Source organism: Thauera sp. SWB20, from assembly GCF_000831325.1.
Lineage (GTDB): Bacteria > Pseudomonadota > Gammaproteobacteria > Burkholderiales > Rhodocyclaceae > Thauera > Thauera aminoaromatica.
In genome coordinates this window covers 588,794-603,639 of record NZ_JTDM01000020.1, presented here as the reverse complement: position 1 = coordinate 603,639, position 14,846 = coordinate 588,794, and the positions used below count along the sequence as shown (strand labels likewise).

At 64.4% G+C, this 14,846-nt stretch carries 15 protein-coding genes, 1 tRNA gene and 1 pseudogene; all 17 read right to left on the bottom strand.

The window, feature by feature from the left end:
• Positions 1–22: 22 nt before the first annotated feature.
• The 17 genes and pseudogenes from nuoL to glmM all read right to left on the bottom strand — a co-directional run bounded on the left by nuoL (position 23) and on the right by glmM (position 14,794).
• Positions 23–2,050, bottom strand: a complete 2,028-nt coding sequence (nuoL, locus tag PO78_RS16580) for an NADH-quinone oxidoreductase subunit L (RefSeq protein ID WP_043745299.1) — start codon at positions 2,048–2,050, stop codon at positions 23–25.
• 12 nt (positions 2,051–2,062) lie between these two features.
• Complete coding sequence (gene nuoK / locus PO78_RS16575; RefSeq protein ID WP_004304479.1) at positions 2,063–2,368, bottom strand: NADH-quinone oxidoreductase subunit NuoK; 306 nt, start codon at positions 2,366–2,368, stop codon at positions 2,063–2,065.
• 62 nt (positions 2,369–2,430) lie between these two features.
• Entirely contained in the window at positions 2,431–3,036 is a 606-nt protein-coding gene (locus tag PO78_RS16570) for an NADH-quinone oxidoreductase subunit J (protein WP_004304481.1), read from the bottom strand.
• Positions 3,037–3,069: 33 nt separating this feature from the next.
• Positions 3,070–3,555 carry an NADH-quinone oxidoreductase subunit NuoI gene (gene nuoI, locus PO78_RS16565; protein WP_004304483.1) on the bottom strand — a complete coding sequence of 162 codons (486 nt, stop codon included), beginning with the start codon at positions 3,553–3,555 and terminating at the stop codon, positions 3,070–3,072.
• Positions 3,556–3,562: 7 nt separating this feature from the next.
• Entirely contained in the window at positions 3,563–4,612 is a 1,050-nt protein-coding gene (gene nuoH / locus PO78_RS16560; protein WP_012585170.1) for an NADH-quinone oxidoreductase subunit NuoH, read from the bottom strand.
• A complete protein-coding gene (nuoG, locus tag PO78_RS16555) occupies positions 4,612–6,951 on the bottom strand; it encodes an NADH-quinone oxidoreductase subunit NuoG (RefSeq protein WP_043745297.1) in 2,340 nt (779 codons plus the stop codon). Before nuoG ends, nuoH begins: the two co-directional genes overlap by 1 nt.
• Positions 6,945–8,249, bottom strand: a complete 1,305-nt coding sequence (gene nuoF, locus PO78_RS16550; RefSeq protein WP_004304489.1) for an NADH-quinone oxidoreductase subunit NuoF — start codon at positions 8,247–8,249, stop codon at positions 6,945–6,947. The genes nuoG and nuoF overlap by 7 nt, the downstream gene beginning before the upstream one ends.
• Before the next feature lie 11 nt (positions 8,250–8,260).
• The gene (gene nuoE, locus PO78_RS16545) at positions 8,261–8,740 is read right to left on the bottom strand and encodes an NADH-quinone oxidoreductase subunit NuoE (RefSeq protein WP_004363482.1); all 480 of its coding nucleotides are present in this window, start codon (positions 8,738–8,740) and stop codon (positions 8,261–8,263) included.
• A gap of 88 nt (positions 8,741–8,828) precedes the next feature.
• Positions 8,829–10,082, bottom strand: coding sequence for an NADH-quinone oxidoreductase subunit D (locus PO78_RS16540; protein WP_004304493.1), 1,254 nt, complete (start codon positions 10,080–10,082; stop codon positions 8,829–8,831).
• Complete coding sequence (locus PO78_RS16535) at positions 10,075–10,680, bottom strand: NADH-quinone oxidoreductase subunit C (protein ID WP_043745293.1); 606 nt, start codon at positions 10,678–10,680, stop codon at positions 10,075–10,077. Before PO78_RS16535 ends, PO78_RS16540 begins: the two co-directional genes overlap by 8 nt.
• 14 nt (positions 10,681–10,694) lie before the next feature.
• Complete coding sequence (locus tag PO78_RS16530) at positions 10,695–11,171, bottom strand: NuoB/complex I 20 kDa subunit family protein (RefSeq protein WP_002926530.1); 477 nt, start codon at positions 11,169–11,171, stop codon at positions 10,695–10,697.
• 3 nt (positions 11,172–11,174) lie between these two features.
• The gene (gene ndhC / locus PO78_RS16525) at positions 11,175–11,549 is read right to left on the bottom strand and encodes an NADH-quinone oxidoreductase subunit A (protein ID WP_004304497.1); all 375 of its coding nucleotides are present in this window, start codon (positions 11,547–11,549) and stop codon (positions 11,175–11,177) included.
• A gap of 107 nt (positions 11,550–11,656) precedes the next feature.
• A tRNA-Leu gene (locus tag PO78_RS16520) sits at positions 11,657–11,741 on the bottom strand.
• Positions 11,742–11,806: 65 nt separating this feature from the next.
• Complete coding sequence (gene secG / locus PO78_RS16515) at positions 11,807–12,157, bottom strand: preprotein translocase subunit SecG (protein WP_004304499.1); 351 nt, start codon at positions 12,155–12,157, stop codon at positions 11,807–11,809.
• A gap of 32 nt (positions 12,158–12,189) precedes the next feature.
• A complete protein-coding gene (gene tpiA / locus PO78_RS16510; RefSeq protein ID WP_043745288.1) occupies positions 12,190–12,927 on the bottom strand; it encodes a triose-phosphate isomerase in 738 nt (245 codons plus the stop codon).
• Positions 12,928–13,049: 122 nt separating this feature from the next.
• Positions 13,050–13,292 (bottom strand): annotated as a pseudogene (locus tag PO78_RS16505) (phosphate ABC transporter ATP-binding protein); the annotation flags it as partial.
• Positions 13,293–13,441: 149 nt separating this feature from the next.
• Complete coding sequence (gene glmM / locus PO78_RS16500) at positions 13,442–14,794, bottom strand: phosphoglucosamine mutase (protein WP_004304504.1); 1,353 nt, start codon at positions 14,792–14,794, stop codon at positions 13,442–13,444.
• Positions 14,795–14,846: the final 52 nt, after the last annotated feature.

Sequence of the window (14,846 nt, the reverse complement as noted above, 5' to 3'; positions counted from 1 at the left end):
TTTCCGTCCCTGCGTGCCCGTCTCAGCCCCGGTTGAACCAGTAGGTGAGCAGCACGAACACGCCGATGATCATCATGAAGGCGTACTGGTACAGGTGACCCGTCTGGAAGAGGCGCGACATCTGCGCCACCCAGCCCACCAGGCGCGCGGAGCCGTTCACCGCGACACCATCGATCAGGGCCTGATCGCCCGCCTTCCACAGGCCGCGTCCGAGCAGACGTGCACCTGCCGCGAAGAAGATCTCGTTGAAGCGATCGAAGTAGTACTTGTTCTCCAACAGCGTGTGGATCGGCTTGAAGGTGCGCTGGATCGCCGCCGGGATATCCGGACGCTTCATGTAGAAGAACCAGGCAAGCGCGACTCCGCCCATCGCCAGCCAGAACGGCGCCGTCTGGAGACCGTGGATCGCCATGCCGACCGGGCCATGGTAGTTGGCTGCGAGCTCCCGCAGGCCGACGTGATTGTCGCCGACGAGGATCACACCCTTGAACCACTCGCCGAACAGCATCGGGTCGATGGTGAAGAAGCCGATCAGGACCGAGGGCACCGCCAGCAGCACCAGCGGCAGGGTCACCACCCAGGGCGACTCGTGCGGCTTCTGCCCCGGCGCCAGGCCGTGGTGATGATCCGCCGAGGGTTCCTCGTCGTCGTGGTCGCCGTGATGATCGTGATGTGCGTGATCATGCGCCTTGCCGAAGCGCTCCTCGCCGTGGAACACGAGGAAGTACATCCGGAAGGAGTAGAACGCGGTGATGAACACCCCGAGGAGCACGCAGAACATCGCATAGCCCGAGCCCGCGATCGTCGAGGAATGCACCGCTTCGATAATCGAGTCCTTGGAGTAGAAGCCCGAGAAGAACGGAAAACCGATCAGCGCAAGCGAACCCAGGAGCGAGGTGATCCAGGTGATCGGCATGTACTTGCGCAAGCCGCCCATGTTGCGCATGTCCTGATCGTGGTGCATGCCGATGATCACCGAGCCGGCGCCGAGGAACAGCAACGCCTTGAAGAAGGCGTGCGTCATCAGGTGGAAGACCGCGGCCGAGTAGGCCGAGACGCCGAGCGCGACCGTCATGTAGCCGAGCTGCGACAGCGTCGAGTAGGCCACGACGCGTTTGATGTCGTTCTGCACGATGCCGAGGAAGCCCATGAAGAGCGCGGTGGTCGCACCGATCACGAGGACGAAGGACAGCGCGGTGTCGGACAGCTCGAACAGCGGCGACATGCGCGCCACCATGAAAATGCCCGCGGTCACCATGGTCGCCGCGTGGATCAGCGCGGAGATCGGGGTCGGGCCTTCCATCGAGTCGGGCAGCCACACGTGCAGAGGCACCTGGGCGGACTTGCCCATCGCACCGATGAACAGGCAGATGCAGATCGCGGTGAGCAGCGGCCAGCCGGTCACCGCCATCTCGGTCACGGAGAGTTCCTTCGCCTTGGCGAAAACCTCAGCGTAGTCGAGGCTGCCGGCATAGGCGGCGACGAGGCCGATGCCGAGCAGGAAGCCGAAGTCGCCCACACGGTTGACCAGGAAGGCCTTCATGTTGGCGTAGATTGCCGTCGGACGCTCGTACCAGAAGCCGATCAGCAGGTAGGACACCAGGCCAACCGCCTCCCAGCCGAAGAAGAGCTGGAGGAAGTTGTTGGACATCACCAGCATCAGCATCGAGAAGGTGAACAACGAGATGTAGCTGAAGAAGCGCTGGTAGCCCGGATCTTCCGACATGTAGCCGATGGTGTAGATGTGCACCATCAGCGACACGAAGGTAACGACCAGCATCATCATCACCGTCAGCGAGTCGATCAGGAAACCGACCTCGAAGTCGATGCCACCCGCCTGCATCCAGGTATATACGGTGCCGTTGAAGGTGTTTCCGGCCGCCACATCCTGGTAGATGAAGAGCGAGGCCACGAAGGCGATCGCCACACCAAGGATCGTGACCACATGCGCCCCGGCACGCCCGATCTGCTTTCCGAACAGGCCTGCGAGGATCGCTCCCGCCAGCGGCGCCAGCGGCACGAGGAGATAGATTGCTTTCATGTCCGACATCGTGACGCTTCCTTAACCCTTGAGGCTGTCCAGATCATCCACGTGGATCGTGCGCATGTTGCGGAACATCACGATCAGGATCGCGAGGCCGATCGCCGATTCGGCCGCCGCCACGGTGAGGATGAAGAAAACGAAGACCTGGCCGGCGATGTCGCCGAGGTAATGCGAGAACGCAACGAAGTTCATGTTGACCGAGAGCAGCATCAGCTCGATGGCCATCAGCAGCACGATCAGGTTCTTCCGGTTGAGGAAGATCCCGACCACGCTGATCGCGAACAGGATCGCGCCCAGGATGAGGAAATGGGAAAGCGAAAGCATCAGTGACCCCCTGATCGCGCCGGCTGCCGCCGGCGCGGTTCTTGTTTTGTTCGCGTACGTTGTCAGTCGTCTTTCTCGGCCTGCATCTTCACCAGCTCGACCCGGCCCTCTCGCCTGACGGCGACCTGCTCGGACGGCGGGATGGACTTCAGCCCCTTGCGCTTGCGCAAGGTCAGCGCCACTGCGGAGACCATCGCCACCAACAGCACGAGCGAGGCGAGTTCGAAGGCATACACATAATCGGTGTAGAGAACGCGGCCGAGTTCGCGGGTGTTGCTGTAGTCCGCGGCAACCGGAGCGGGCGCAGGCATCGCCTCGAGACCGAAGTAGCCGCCGCCGAGCACCATCACCATCTCGACCAGCATCAGGATGCCCACCAGGGCTCCCACCGGGAGATAGCTCCAGAAGCCTTCACGCAGACGGTCGAGGTTGATGTCGAGCATCATGACCACGAACAGGAAGAGCACCATCACCGCGCCGACATACACCATCACGAGCGTGACCGCGAGGAACTCGGCCTGCAGCAACAGCCAGAGACCGCCCGCGTTGAAGAAGGTGAGCACGAGGAAGAGCGCGGCGTGTACCGGGTTGCGCGCGGTGATCACCCTCAGCGCCGCGAGCACCATGATCGCGGCGAGAAAGTAGAAGACGAAGGTCTTGAATTCCATGTTCTTGACTCGTGGCGCCGAGGCGCCCTCCCCTTAGCGGTACTTGGCGTCCTGTTGGCGGTCTGCCGCAATCTGCGACTCGTGTCGATCCCCCACCGCGAGCAGCATCTGCTTCGTGTAGTACAGATCGCCGCGCTGCTCTCCGTGGTACTCCAGCACGCGAGTCTCGACGATCGCGTCCACCGGACAGGCTTCCTCGCAGAAGCCGCAGAAGATGCATTTGGTCAGGTCGATGTCGTAGCGCGTCGTGCGGCGCGATCCGTCGTCACGCTGATCGGACTCGATCGTGATCGCCATTGCCGGGCAGATCGCCTCGCACAGCTTGCACGCGATGCAGCGCTCCTCGCCGTTCGGGTAGCGGCGCAGCGCGTGCAGGCCACGGAAACGGTTGCTCTGCGGCGTCTTCTCTTCCGGGAAGAGGATGGTGATCTTGCGCTGAAAGAAATGCCGTCCGGTCAGGGCCATGCCCTTGACAAGTTCCTTCAGGAACAGACTGCCGATGTAATCCTTGGCACCCATGGTCTTCTCAACTCCAGATCGACAGCGGCGACATCATCCACACGGTCACCACGAACAGCCACACGAGGGTGACCGGGATGAACACCTTCCAGCCCAGACGCATGATGTGGTCGTAGCGGAAGCGCGGGAAGGTGGCTCGCGCCCACAGGAACAGCAGCAGGATGAACGCGGTCTTGACCGCCAGCCAGTGGAAACCGTCAGGCAGGAAGCCCACGGGCGACAGCCAGCCACCGAGGAACAGGATCGAGGTCAGGATCGACACCAGAATCATGTTCGCGTATTCGGCGAGGAAGAACAGCGCGAAGGTCATGCCCGAGTACTCGACCATATGCCCCGCGACCACCTCGGCCTCGCCTTCGACCACGTCGAAGGGCGCGCGGTTGGTCTCGGCGATGCCCGAGATCACGTACACCACGAACATGGGAAAAAGCGGAATCCAGTTCCACGACAGGACGCCCAGGCCCATGTCAGCGAAGCGGCCTTCGTTCTGCGACATGACAATGTCGGTGAGGTTGAGGCTGGCCGAGATGAGCAGCACGCAGATCAGCGCGAAACCCATCGACACCTCGTAGGACACCATCTGCGCCGCGGCACGCATCGAGCCGAGGAAGGGATACTTCGAGTTCGACGCCCAACCTGCGACGATCACCCCGTACACCTCCATCGAAGTGATGGCGAGCAGGAAGAGCAGACCGGCATTGACGTCCGCGAGCACCAGGCCGTCGTCGAAGGGCACCACTGCCCAGGCTGCCAGCGAGGGCGCGATCGCCAGGATGGGACCGAGGATGAAGAGGCCCTTGCTGGCCCCGCTCGGAACGATGATCTCCTTGAACAGCAACTTCATGCCGTCGGCGATCGGCTGCAGAAGGCCCTTCGGACCGACCCGGTTAGGGCCGATGCGGACCTGCATGTAGCCGATGACCTTGCGCTCGGCGAGCGTCAGGTAGGCGACGCAAATCATCAGCGGCGCGATGATCGCGACGATCTTGAGCAGCGTCCAGATGGCCGTCCAGGAGGGGCCGAAGAAATCCGCCACGGGTTGCAGCATCGCTTCCATCACGCACGCTCCACGCTGAGATCACCGCTCATCGCGCCGAGCGCCGCGGTCGAGGGATGCGCGGCGGCGACGCGCACGCATCCTGCAGCCAATCCATCATCCGCCTGGGCCACGAGTTCCACGCTCGCCGTACCCTGTGCCACGCGCACACGGTCCCCGGCCGCGAGGCCGAGCGCCGCGAGCGTTGCCGGCGCGATGCGCGCCGTGGGTGCCGCTGCGTCGCGCGTCTTCTGCAGCGACGGGGCGCGGCGCGCGATCGGATCGGCGAAGTGGATCGGCACGTCGGCTACACGCTCGAGCACGCCTGCCGGACCGGTAGCCGAAGAGACCACGATACCTTCCACGCCATTGTCCAACCGGCTGGCGAGATCACCCGCGAGCGCCTCGGCACGCACGGCCTCGGAGTCGGCGTGGGTGAAACCCTCGAGCGCGAGCAGGTTACCGAGCACGCGCAGCACCTTCCAGCCCGGACGGACATCGGCGAAGGGCTTGGCCACCGCGGTGAAGCTCTGCGCGCGGCCCTCGCAGTTCACGAAGGTGCCCGAGGTCTCGGTGAAGGGGGCGATCGGCAACATCACGTCGGCCACCTGCCGCAGCGACGGCGAGTCGAAGCTCGTGAGCGCCACCACGAGCTGGGCACCGTCGAGCGCAGCCATCGCCGCCGCCGGATTGGCAAGGTCGAGATCGGGCTCAAGGTTCAGGGTCACGTAGGCCGCACGTGGCTGCTCGATCATCGCGGCGGCGTTCAGGCCACCCGCGCCGGGAACCGCGCCGGCAAGATAGCCGCCGACGCTGTTGGCAGCCTCGCCGATGAAGCCGAAGCTACCGTCGGTGAGGCGCGCGATCTCCTGCGCGAGCATCTGCAGCTCGGAAGCGCGGGCGTGCTGGACGGCGAGATTGCCGAGCCAAACCGCAACCTTGCGGCCGCTGGCGAGACTCTGCGCGATGGCGAGCGCTTCATCGCTCACTATCTCGGGCAGTTTGCCGAGCAGCGCGACGCTGACCTCGGCGCCCTTCTCCTTCGCCAGCGCGACCACGACCTGGCCGAGCGTGGCCACCATCGACGAAGGCGCGACCAGCGCGCGGTTGCGCACCGGGAGCAACCACTCTTCGGCGTTCGGGCCGATGGCGCTGACGTGCAGGCCTTTCTTTGCGGCCTGGCGCACGCGCTGCGCCAGCAGCGGCGCATCCTTGCGCAGGAAGCTGCCGACCACGAGCAGGCGGGTCAGATCCTTGACGCCGGCGATCGGCATCCCCAGCCACGGAGCGCCGGCGCGCTTGCCGTCGGCACGGAAGTCGACCTGGCGCAGGCGGAAATCGATGTTCTCGCTACCGAGCCCGCGCATCAGCTTCTGCAGCAGGTAGAGCTCTTCGACCGTGGCGTGCGGCGAGGCCAGCGTGCCGATCGAGGCGGCACCATGATCGCGCTCGACGCCGCGCAGGCCGGTGGCGACGAACTCGAGGGCGGCCTGCCAATCGACCTGCTTCCACTGCCCGCCCTGGCGGATCATCGGCGCGCCGAGGCGCTGCTCGCTGGACAGGGCCTCGTAGGAGAAGCGGTCCTTGTCGGACAGCCAGCACTCGTTGACGTCTTCGTTCTCGAACGGCAGCACGCGCTTCACCACGTCGTGCTTGGTCTGGACGATCAGGTTGGCGCCGAGGGAGTCGTGCGGGCTCACCGACTTGCGGCGCGAGAGCTCCCAGGTACGAGCGGCGAAGCGGAAAGGCTTCGAGGTCAGCGCACCGACCGGGCAGAGGTCGATGATGTTGCCGGAGAGCTCGGAATCGACCGTCTTCTCGATGAAGGGCATGATCTCCGCATGCTCGCCGCGGAAGGCCTGGCCGAGCTCCATCTCGCCGGCGATCTCGGTGGTGAAGCGAACACAGCGCGTGCAGTTGATGCAGCGCGTCATGTCGGTCGACACCAGCGCGCCAAGGTTCTTGTTGAACACCACGCGCTTCTCTTCCTGGTAGCGCGAGGCGGTCGAACCGTAGCCCACTGCGAGGTCCTGCAGCTGGCACTCGCCGCCCTGGTCACAGATCGGACAGTCGAGCGGGTGGTTGATCAGCAGGAACTCCATCACCCCCTTCTGCGCCTTCACGGCGAGCTCGGAGTGCGTCCATACCTTCATGCCATTGGTAACGGGTGTCGCGCAGGCGGGCAGCGGCTTGGGCGCCTTCTCGACCTGCACCAGGCACATCCGACAGCTCGCCGCGATGGACAGCTTCTTGTGGTAACAGAAGTGCGGAATGTAGGACCCGGCAACCGCTGCAGCCTCGATCACCGTGCTGCCGTCGTTGACCTGGACCTGCTTGCCGTCGATTTCGATCTCTAGCATGACGGGCTCACGTAGATTTGACTGCCAGCGCGCTGCACTTCGGGCGGCACGAGGCACTTCTTGTTTTCGATGTGGTATTCGAACTCGCTGCCAAAGTGCTTGACGAAGCTCTGCACCGGCATCGAGGCGGCGTCACCGAGCGCGCAGATCGTGCGGCCCATGATGTTGGTCGTCACCGAGTTCAGCAGGTCGAGGTCGTCCGGGCGGCCAAGACCGTGCTCGATTCGATGCACCACACGGTACAGCCAGCCGGTGCCCTCGCGGCAGGGCGTGCACTGGCCGCAGGACTCCTCGAAGTAGAAGTAGGACAGTCGCTCGAGGGCCTTGACCATGCAGGTGGTCTCGTCCATCACGATGACCGCGCCGGAACCGAGCATCGATCCCGCCTTGGAGATCGAGTCGTAGTCCATCGTGCAGTCCATCATCACGCCGCCGGGAACGACCGGAGCGGACGAACCACCAGGGATCACCGCCTTGATCTTGCGCCCGCCGCGCATGCCGCCGGCCATCTCGAGCAGCTCGGCGAAGGGCGTGCCGAGCGGGATCTCGTAGTTGCCCGGGCGATTGACGTGGCCCGAGACCGAGAAGAGCTTCATGCCGCCGTTGTTGGGCTTGCCGAGGTTCAGGAAGGCCTCGCCGCCCATGTTCATGATGAACGGGACGGACGCGAAGGTCTCGGTGTTGTTGATCGTGGTCGGCTTGCCATAGAGGCCGTAGCTCGCCGGGAAAGGCGGCTTGAAGCGCGGCTGGCCCTTCTTGCCCTCGATCGACTCGAGCAGCGCGGTCTCCTCGCCACAGATGTAGGCGCCGTAGCCGTGATGCGCGAAGAGCTCGAAGGAGAAGTCGCTGCCGAGGATGTTGCGGCCGATGAAACCGGCCTCGCGGGCCTCCGCAAGCGCCTCCTCGAAGCGCGAGTAGGTCTCGAAGATCTCGCCGTGGATGTAGTTGTAACCCCGCGCGGCACCCATCGCGTAGGCGGCGATGGCCATGCCCTCGATGACGCTGTGCGGGTTGTAGCGCAGGATGTCGCGGTCCTTGAAGGTCCCCGGCTCGCCCTCGTCGGAGTTGCACGCGAGGTACTTGTCGCCCGGGAAGGAGCGCGGCATGAAACTCCACTTCAGTCCGGTCGGGAAGCCTGCTCCGCCACGACCGCGCAGCACCGAGGTCTTGAGCTCGGCGATGATCGCGTCCTGCGGTATCTTCTCGGCGAGGATCTTGCGAAGCGCCGAATAACCGCCGCGGGCGACGTAGTCCTGGAGCCGCCAGGTGCGGTCGCCGTCGCAGCCGGCGAGGATCATTCCTTGCGTGCTCATTTCTTGTCCAGCTCGGCCAGCATCTGGTCGATCTTCTCGGTGGTCATCCAGCTGCACATGTGATGGTTATTCACCAGCAGCACCGGGGCGTCGCCACAGGCGCCCATGCACTCGCCTTCCTTCAGCGTGAACTTGCCGTCGGGCGTGGTCTCGTTGAAGTCGATGCCGAGCTTTTCCTTGATGTAGTCCGCCGCATGGACGCCGCCGGACAGCGCGCACGGCAGGTTCGTGCACACGGTGATCTTGTGCCGTCCGACCGGCGCGAGGTCGTACATGTTGTAGAAGCTCGCGACCTCGAAGGCGGCGATCGGCGGCATGCCGAGGTACCTGGCCACGAACTCGATGAGTTCCTTGGGCAGCCAGCCCTTCTCGACCTGCGCGATCCGCAGCGCGGCCATGACCGCAGACTGCGTCTGATCGGGCGGATACTTGGCGATCTCTCGATCGATCTGTTGCAGCGATTCCTGGCTCAGCATGTCGTCTTGATCTTCCGGATAGCCTGCCGATTCTTGTTTGATACCGCGGCGCCCGCAGGCGCCCATCCGCTGTTGCGCGCGGGCGCGCTCAGCGATCGATCTCGCCGAACACCACGTCCATCGTGCCGATGATCGCGACCACGTCGGCAATCATGTGGCCACGGGCGATGTCGTCCATGGCCGCGAGGTGCGCGAAGCCCGGCGCGCGCAGCTTGAGCCGGTAGGGTTTGTTCGCCCCGTCCGACACCGCATACACGCCGAACTCGCCCTTCGGATGCTCGACCGCCGCGTACACCTCGCCCTTTGGCACGTGCATGCCTTCGGTAAAGAGCTTGAAGTGGTGGATCAGCTCTTCCATGTTGGTCTTCATCGCCTCGCGAGAAGGTGGCGCGACCTTGTGGTTGTCGGTGATGACCGGACCGGGGTTCTTGCGCAGCCAGTCGATGCACTGCTTGATGATGCGGTTCGACTGGCGCATCTCTTCCATGCGGCACAGGTAACGGTCGTAGCAGTCGCCGTTCTTGCCGATCGGCACATCGAAATCGACGCGATCATAGACCTCGTAGGGCTGCTTCTTGCGCAGATCCCAGGCGATGCCCGAGCCGCGCAGCATCGGACCGGTGAAACCCCAGGCCAGCGCCTGCTCAGGCGATACCACGCCGATGCCGACGGTACGCTGCTTCCAGATGCGGTTGTCGGTCAGCAGTGTCTCGTATTCGTCGCAGTAGGTCGGGAAGCGGTTGGTGAAGTCCTCGAGGAAGTCGAGCATCGAGCCTTCGCGGTTGGCGTTGAGCTCGCGAACCGTCTTCTCGTTCTTGAACTTGTTGACCTCGTATTTGGGCATGCGGTCCGGCAGATCGCGATAGACGCCGCCCGGACGGTAGTACGCCGCATGCATGCGCGCACCCGAGACTGCCTCATAGACGTCCATCAGGTCTTCGCGCTCGCGGAACGTATACAGCACCATGGTCATCGCGCCGATGTCGAGGGCATGGGTACCGATGTTGAGCAGGTGGTTCAGGACGCGGGTAATCTCGTCGAACATCACCCGAATGTACTGGGCCCGCAGCGGAACCTCGACCCCGAGCAGCTTCTCGATCGCCATGCAGTAGGCGTGCTCGTTGCACATCATGGACACGTAGTCGAGACGGTCCATGTACGGCACGGACTGCACCCAGGTGCGCGTCTCGGCGAGCTTCTCGGTGCCGCGGTGCAGGAGGCCGATGTGCGGGTCGGCGCGCTCGACGACTTCGCCGTCGAGTTCGAGCACGAGGCGGAGCACGCCGTGCGCCGAGGGGTGCTGCGGACCGAAGTTGATCGTGTAGTTGCGGATCTCAGCCATGGCCGACGTCCCCGTATTTCTCTTCGCGCACGATGCGCGGCGTGTTCTCGCGCGGCTCGATGCTCACCGGCTGATAGACGACCCTGCCCTGCTCCGGGTCGTAGCGCATTTCGACGTACCCCGAAACCGGGAAGTCCTTGCGGAACGGATGACCGACGAAACCGTAGTCGGTCAGGATGCGGCGCAGATCCGGGTGGCCCGAATACAGGATCCCGTACAGATCGAAGGACTCGCGCTCGTACCAGTTAGCGCTCGGCCACACATCGACCACCGAATCGATCACCGGGAAGGCGTCGTCGTCGGCGAACACGCGAACACGCAGGCGCCAGTTGTGCTTGACCGAGGTCAGAAGGGCGACGGAAGCGAAGCGCTTGCCCTCCCAGATCGCGTTACCGTAGGCGGAGTAGTCGAGACCCGAAAGGTCAATCAACTGCTCGAAGCGCAAATCGGCATGGTCGCGAAGCTGGCGTGCGACGCGGGGATATTCGGCAGCGGAGACCTCGATCGTCACTTCACCGCGATCGAGTACGAGCGACTGGATCCGGTTACCGAAAACGTCGCGCAAGGTCTGGCTGAGGCGTTCTAGCTTGGCACTCATGTCTGGGACACCCGTCAGCGCGCAATCGTGTTCGTGCGCTTGATCTTGTTCTGGAGCTGGAGAATGCCGTAGATCAGCGCCTCGGCGGTGGGCGGACAGCCCGGCACATAGACGTCGACCGGCACGATGCGGTCACAACCGCGCACGACCGAGTACGAATAGTGGTAATAGCCACCGCCGTTGGCACAGGAGCCCATGGAGATGACCCAGCGCGGCTCCGACATCTGGTCATAGACCTTGCGCAGTGCCGGCGCCATCTTGTTGCACAAGGTTCCGGCGACGATCATCAGGTCGGACTGGCGCGGACTCGGCCGGAACACAACACCGAAGCGATCCAAGTCGTAGCGGGAACAGCCCGCGTGGATCATCTCGACCGCGCAACAGGCCAGACCGAAGGTCATCGGCCACAACGAGCCGGTGCGCGTCCAGTTGATGACCGCATCGAGCGAGGTGGTGACGAACCCCTCGCGGAAGACGCCCTCAATGCTCATGCATTACTCCCAGTCGAGTGCGCCGTTTTTCCACTCGACGATATAGCCAATGACCAGAATCGCCAGAAAAACCATCACTGAGCCGAATACGAACCAAGCGATTTCGCCGGCGGCGATGAACTCCTGGAAGACCGTCGCCCACGGAAAGAGGAAGGCGATTTCGAGGTCAAACAGGATGAAGAGAATGGCGATCAGGTAGTAGCGGACATCGAACTTCATGCGGGCGTCTTCAAACGCCTCGAAGCCGCACTCGTAGGGAGAATTCTTTTCGGAATCGGGACGATAGGGGGCGAGGAGTCGCCCGAGGATGACCGGCGCAAGGCCGAAGCCGAGGCCGACGAGCATGAACATCAGGACGGGAAAATAATTTTCCAGCATGTCCGGAAACCCCCATTTGAAGTCCGCGGCGTCATTGGCGCGCCGCAATTATTGTTATTGCTCAGCTCTGCGTAGAAACGCCCGCTTCTGCGGGCGTTCCCGGAATGTGGTGCCGACGATGAGACTCGAACTCATACGGCTTTCGCCACTACCCCCTCAAGATAGCGTGTCTACCAATTTCACCACGTCGGCGCTTCGTTCTGACAGCGCGATAATTATAAGTGTTTTCCCGCACTGCGCAAAGGGCTCGCAACCAATTATTTCGGGATCGACTGGGCCGGCGAGGACTCGACGGGCGCGGCCGGAGCCGGGTTCGTTGCGGGCGCAGTCTGCGCCCCTTCCATCACGCTGCCCGGTGCCGCCGGCTTGTTGCTGGCAAGGAAGCTGAGCCCGAGGCTGGTCAGGAAGAAAACCGTGGCGAGTACCGCAGTGGTGCGACTGAGGAAGTTCGCCGAACCCGATGCACCGAAGAGACTGCCCGATGCGCCGCTGCCGAAGGCTGCACCCATGTCTGCACCCTTGCCGTGCTGCACGAGCACGAGCCCGATCACGCCGAGGCCCACCAGCACATGCACGGTAAGCACGAGAGAGAAAAGATATTCACCCATCTTGAATCCTGAAAGATACGAATCGTTGAAACTCAGACCCCACCCGCCGCGGCGCGGCAGATGGCCAAGAAATCCGCAGCGACGAGCGAGGCGCCGCCGATCAGCCCACCGTCAACATCCTCCACGGCGAAGAGCGCCGCGGCATTGTCCGCCTTGACGCTGCCGCCGTAGAGGATGCGGACGCCACCCGCCGCCACGCCGTGTACCTTCAGCCACGCGCGGATCGCAGCATGCACCTCGGCCACCTGCGCCACGCTCGCGGAGCGCCCGGTGCCGATCGCCCACACGGGTTCGTAGGCTAGCACCACCGCACCCATCGCCGCGGCGCCGAGCACCTCGCGCACCGCCTCGAGCTGGCGGCCGATCACCTCGACCGCACGCGCCTCGTCGCGCTCGGCGAGCGTCTCGCCCACGCACACGATCGGCACCAAGCCAGCCTGCAGCGCGGCGAGCGCCTTGCGCCCGACCGTGGCATCTTCCTCGCCGAAGAGGGCACGGCGCTCGGAGTGACCGACGATGGCGTAGCGGCAGCCGAACTCCGCGAGCATGGCCGCACTCACCTCGCCGGTATAGGCGCCGGCCGCGTACTCCGACACGTCCTGCGCACCGAGGGCGACGCCCTCGGGCCGTTGTTGCGCCTGGGCGAGATAGGGATACGGCACACACACGGCGATTTCCACGCCCGGGATCGACACGAGGCCGTCGAGCAGCTCGCGATTGGCGGCGAGGCTGCCGTTCATCTTCCAGTTACCGGCAACGAGTCTGGTCATGGGAGAGGGAATATCCGTGCAGATAAACCGCAGGATTATACGGCTTGCGGACGATCACCCGCAATGCGACCAAGCCTCGCGCAGCGCGGGGCGCGCACTCTTCCGCCCGGGATCGTTGCTCGGCCGCAGCGACCGGTGATGTCGTCCTCGGTCTCCTTCTTGTTCGGCTTCACGAAGAGCTCGTCGGTGACGTCGAACTCCACCATCTCGCCCAGGTACATGCAGGCGGTGTAGTCCGAGCTCCGGGCCGCCTGCTGCATGTTGTGGGTGACGACGACGATGATGGACTCTTCCTCCAGTTCGTCGATCAGTTCTTCGATACGCGCCGTCGAGATCGGATCGAGCGCCGAAGTCGGCTCCTCCGCCGGGATGCCCCTCGGGGTTGAAGACCGAGCCCGTCAGGTAGCCAGCGATTGTCGCAGCCACGCTGCGTGTCATCGAACGGGCAGATCTGCCTTCTTCCCGCGTCCGGACGGAGCCTTGCGCCCCGTCCTCCCATCTCATGCAGCCCGAATCAGGCGATCGCTTCCTCGACGACGCCGGCGATCTCGCGCGCGAGACGCTCGACCAGCTCGCCGTCGCGGCCCTCCACCATCACGCGCAGCAGGGGCTCGGTGCCCGAAGGGCGCAGCAGCACGCGCCCGCTATCGCCGAGCGTCTGTTCGGCTCTGGCCTGTGCGCTCGCGATCGAGCCGTCCGCACGCCAGTCGAAGCCGGCAGGCATGCGCACGTTGATCAGGCGCTGGGGGTAGAACACCAGATCCGCGCAGGCGTCCGCCAGCGAAAGTCCGCGCTGCTTGAGCGCGGCGAGCACTTGCAGCGCCGACACGATGCCGTCGCCGGTCGTGTGGCGGTCGAGGCAGATGATGTGACCGGAGTTCTCGCCGCCAATCTTCCAGCCGCGCTCCTGCAGCAGCTCGAGCACGTAGCGGTCGCCCACCTTGGCGCGTGCAAAGGGCGTGCCGAGGCGCTGGATCGCGTGCTCGAAGCCGAGGTTGCTCATCAGCGTGCCGACCACGCCCTCCAGCCGGCCTTCGGCGTGGCGCGCACAGGCCACCACGTAGAGCAGCTTGTCGCCATCGTAGATCTCGCCCCGATGGTCCACCATGATCAGGCGGTCGGCGTCGCCGTCGAGCGCGATGCCCAGGTCCGCGCCATGCTTGAGCACCGCCTGCCGCAGGTTCTCCGGCCGCGTCGCACCGACGCCGTCGTTGATGTTGAGGCCGTTGGGCTCGACGCCCACCGGGATGATCTCCGCGCCGAGCTCGTGGAAGACCTTGGGGGCGATCTGGTAGGCCGCGCCGTGCGCGCAATCCACCGCGATGCGCAGGCCGCGCAGGTCGAGCTCGTTGGGAAAGGTGCTCTTGCAGAACTCGATGTAGCGCCCGGCGGCGTCGTCGATGCGGCGCGCCTTGCCCAGGCGGGCGGAGTCCACACAACCCATCGGCTCGTCGAGGTGGGCCTCGATCTCGGCCTCGACCGCATCGGGCAGCTTGCTGCCGTCGGCGGAGAAGAACTTGATCCCGTTGTCGTAGAAGGGGTTGTGCGAGGCCGAGATCACCACGCCGGCCTGCAGGCGCAGTGCGCGCGTGAGATAGGCTACCGCCGGGGTGGGGATCGGTCCGGCCAGCATCACGTCCACACCAGCCGCGGCGAACCCGGCCTCGAGCGCAGCTTCGAGCATGTAGCCGGAAATGCGCGTGTCCTTGCCGATCAGCACCGCGGGGTGTTCGCCCGCGGGCAGCTTCTCGCGCGCGACCAAGGTCACGCCGGCCGCATAGCCCAGCCTCATCACGAACTCGGGCGTGATCGGCGTATCGCCGACCTTGCCACGCACACCATCGGTGCCGAAATACTTGCGCGCCATCTTCGCTCCAGCAGCTTTCGAAAGCGCGGATTATGACACCGCGGGCGGTGCC

Excerpts from the sequence above, each read along its gene's own strand:
- nuoL (WP_043745299.1), bottom strand. The coding sequence starts at position 2,050 with ATGTCGGACATGAAAGCAATCTATCTCCTCGTGCCGCTGGCGCCGCTG.
- nuoK (WP_004304479.1), bottom strand. The coding sequence starts at position 2,368 with ATGCTTTCGCTTTCCCATTTCCTCATCCTGGGCGCGATCCTGTTCGCG.
- PO78_RS16570 (WP_004304481.1), bottom strand. The coding sequence starts at position 3,036 with ATGGAATTCAAGACCTTCGTCTTCTACTTTCTCGCCGCGATCATGGTG.
- nuoI (WP_004304483.1), bottom strand. The coding sequence starts at position 3,555 with ATGGGTGCCAAGGATTACATCGGCAGTCTGTTCCTGAAGGAACTTGTC.
- nuoH (WP_012585170.1), bottom strand. The coding sequence starts at position 4,612 with ATGGAAGCGATGCTGCAACCCGTGGCGGATTTCTTCGGCCCCTCCTGG.
- nuoG (WP_043745297.1), bottom strand. The coding sequence starts at position 6,951 with ATGCTAGAGATCGAAATCGACGGCAAGCAGGTCCAGGTCAACGACGGC.
- nuoF (WP_004304489.1), bottom strand. The coding sequence starts at position 8,249 with ATGATCCTCGCCGGCTGCGACGGCGACCGCACCTGGCGGCTCCAGGAC.
- nuoE (WP_004363482.1), bottom strand. The coding sequence starts at position 8,740 with ATGCTGAGCCAGGAATCGCTGCAACAGATCGATCGAGAGATCGCCAAG.
- PO78_RS16540 (WP_004304493.1), bottom strand. The coding sequence starts at position 10,082 with ATGGCTGAGATCCGCAACTACACGATCAACTTCGGTCCGCAGCACCCC.
- PO78_RS16535 (WP_043745293.1), bottom strand. The coding sequence starts at position 10,680 with ATGAGTGCCAAGCTAGAACGCCTCAGCCAGACCTTGCGCGACGTTTTC.
- PO78_RS16530 (WP_002926530.1), bottom strand. The coding sequence starts at position 11,171 with ATGAGCATTGAGGGCGTCTTCCGCGAGGGGTTCGTCACCACCTCGCTC.
- ndhC (WP_004304497.1), bottom strand. The coding sequence starts at position 11,549 with ATGCTGGAAAATTATTTTCCCGTCCTGATGTTCATGCTCGTCGGCCTC.
- secG (WP_004304499.1), bottom strand. The coding sequence starts at position 12,157 with ATGGGTGAATATCTTTTCTCTCTCGTGCTTACCGTGCATGTGCTGGTG.
- tpiA (WP_043745288.1), bottom strand. The coding sequence starts at position 12,927 with ATGACCAGACTCGTTGCCGGTAACTGGAAGATGAACGGCAGCCTCGCC.
- glmM (WP_004304504.1), bottom strand. The coding sequence starts at position 14,794 with ATGGCGCGCAAGTATTTCGGCACCGATGGTGTGCGTGGCAAGGTCGGC.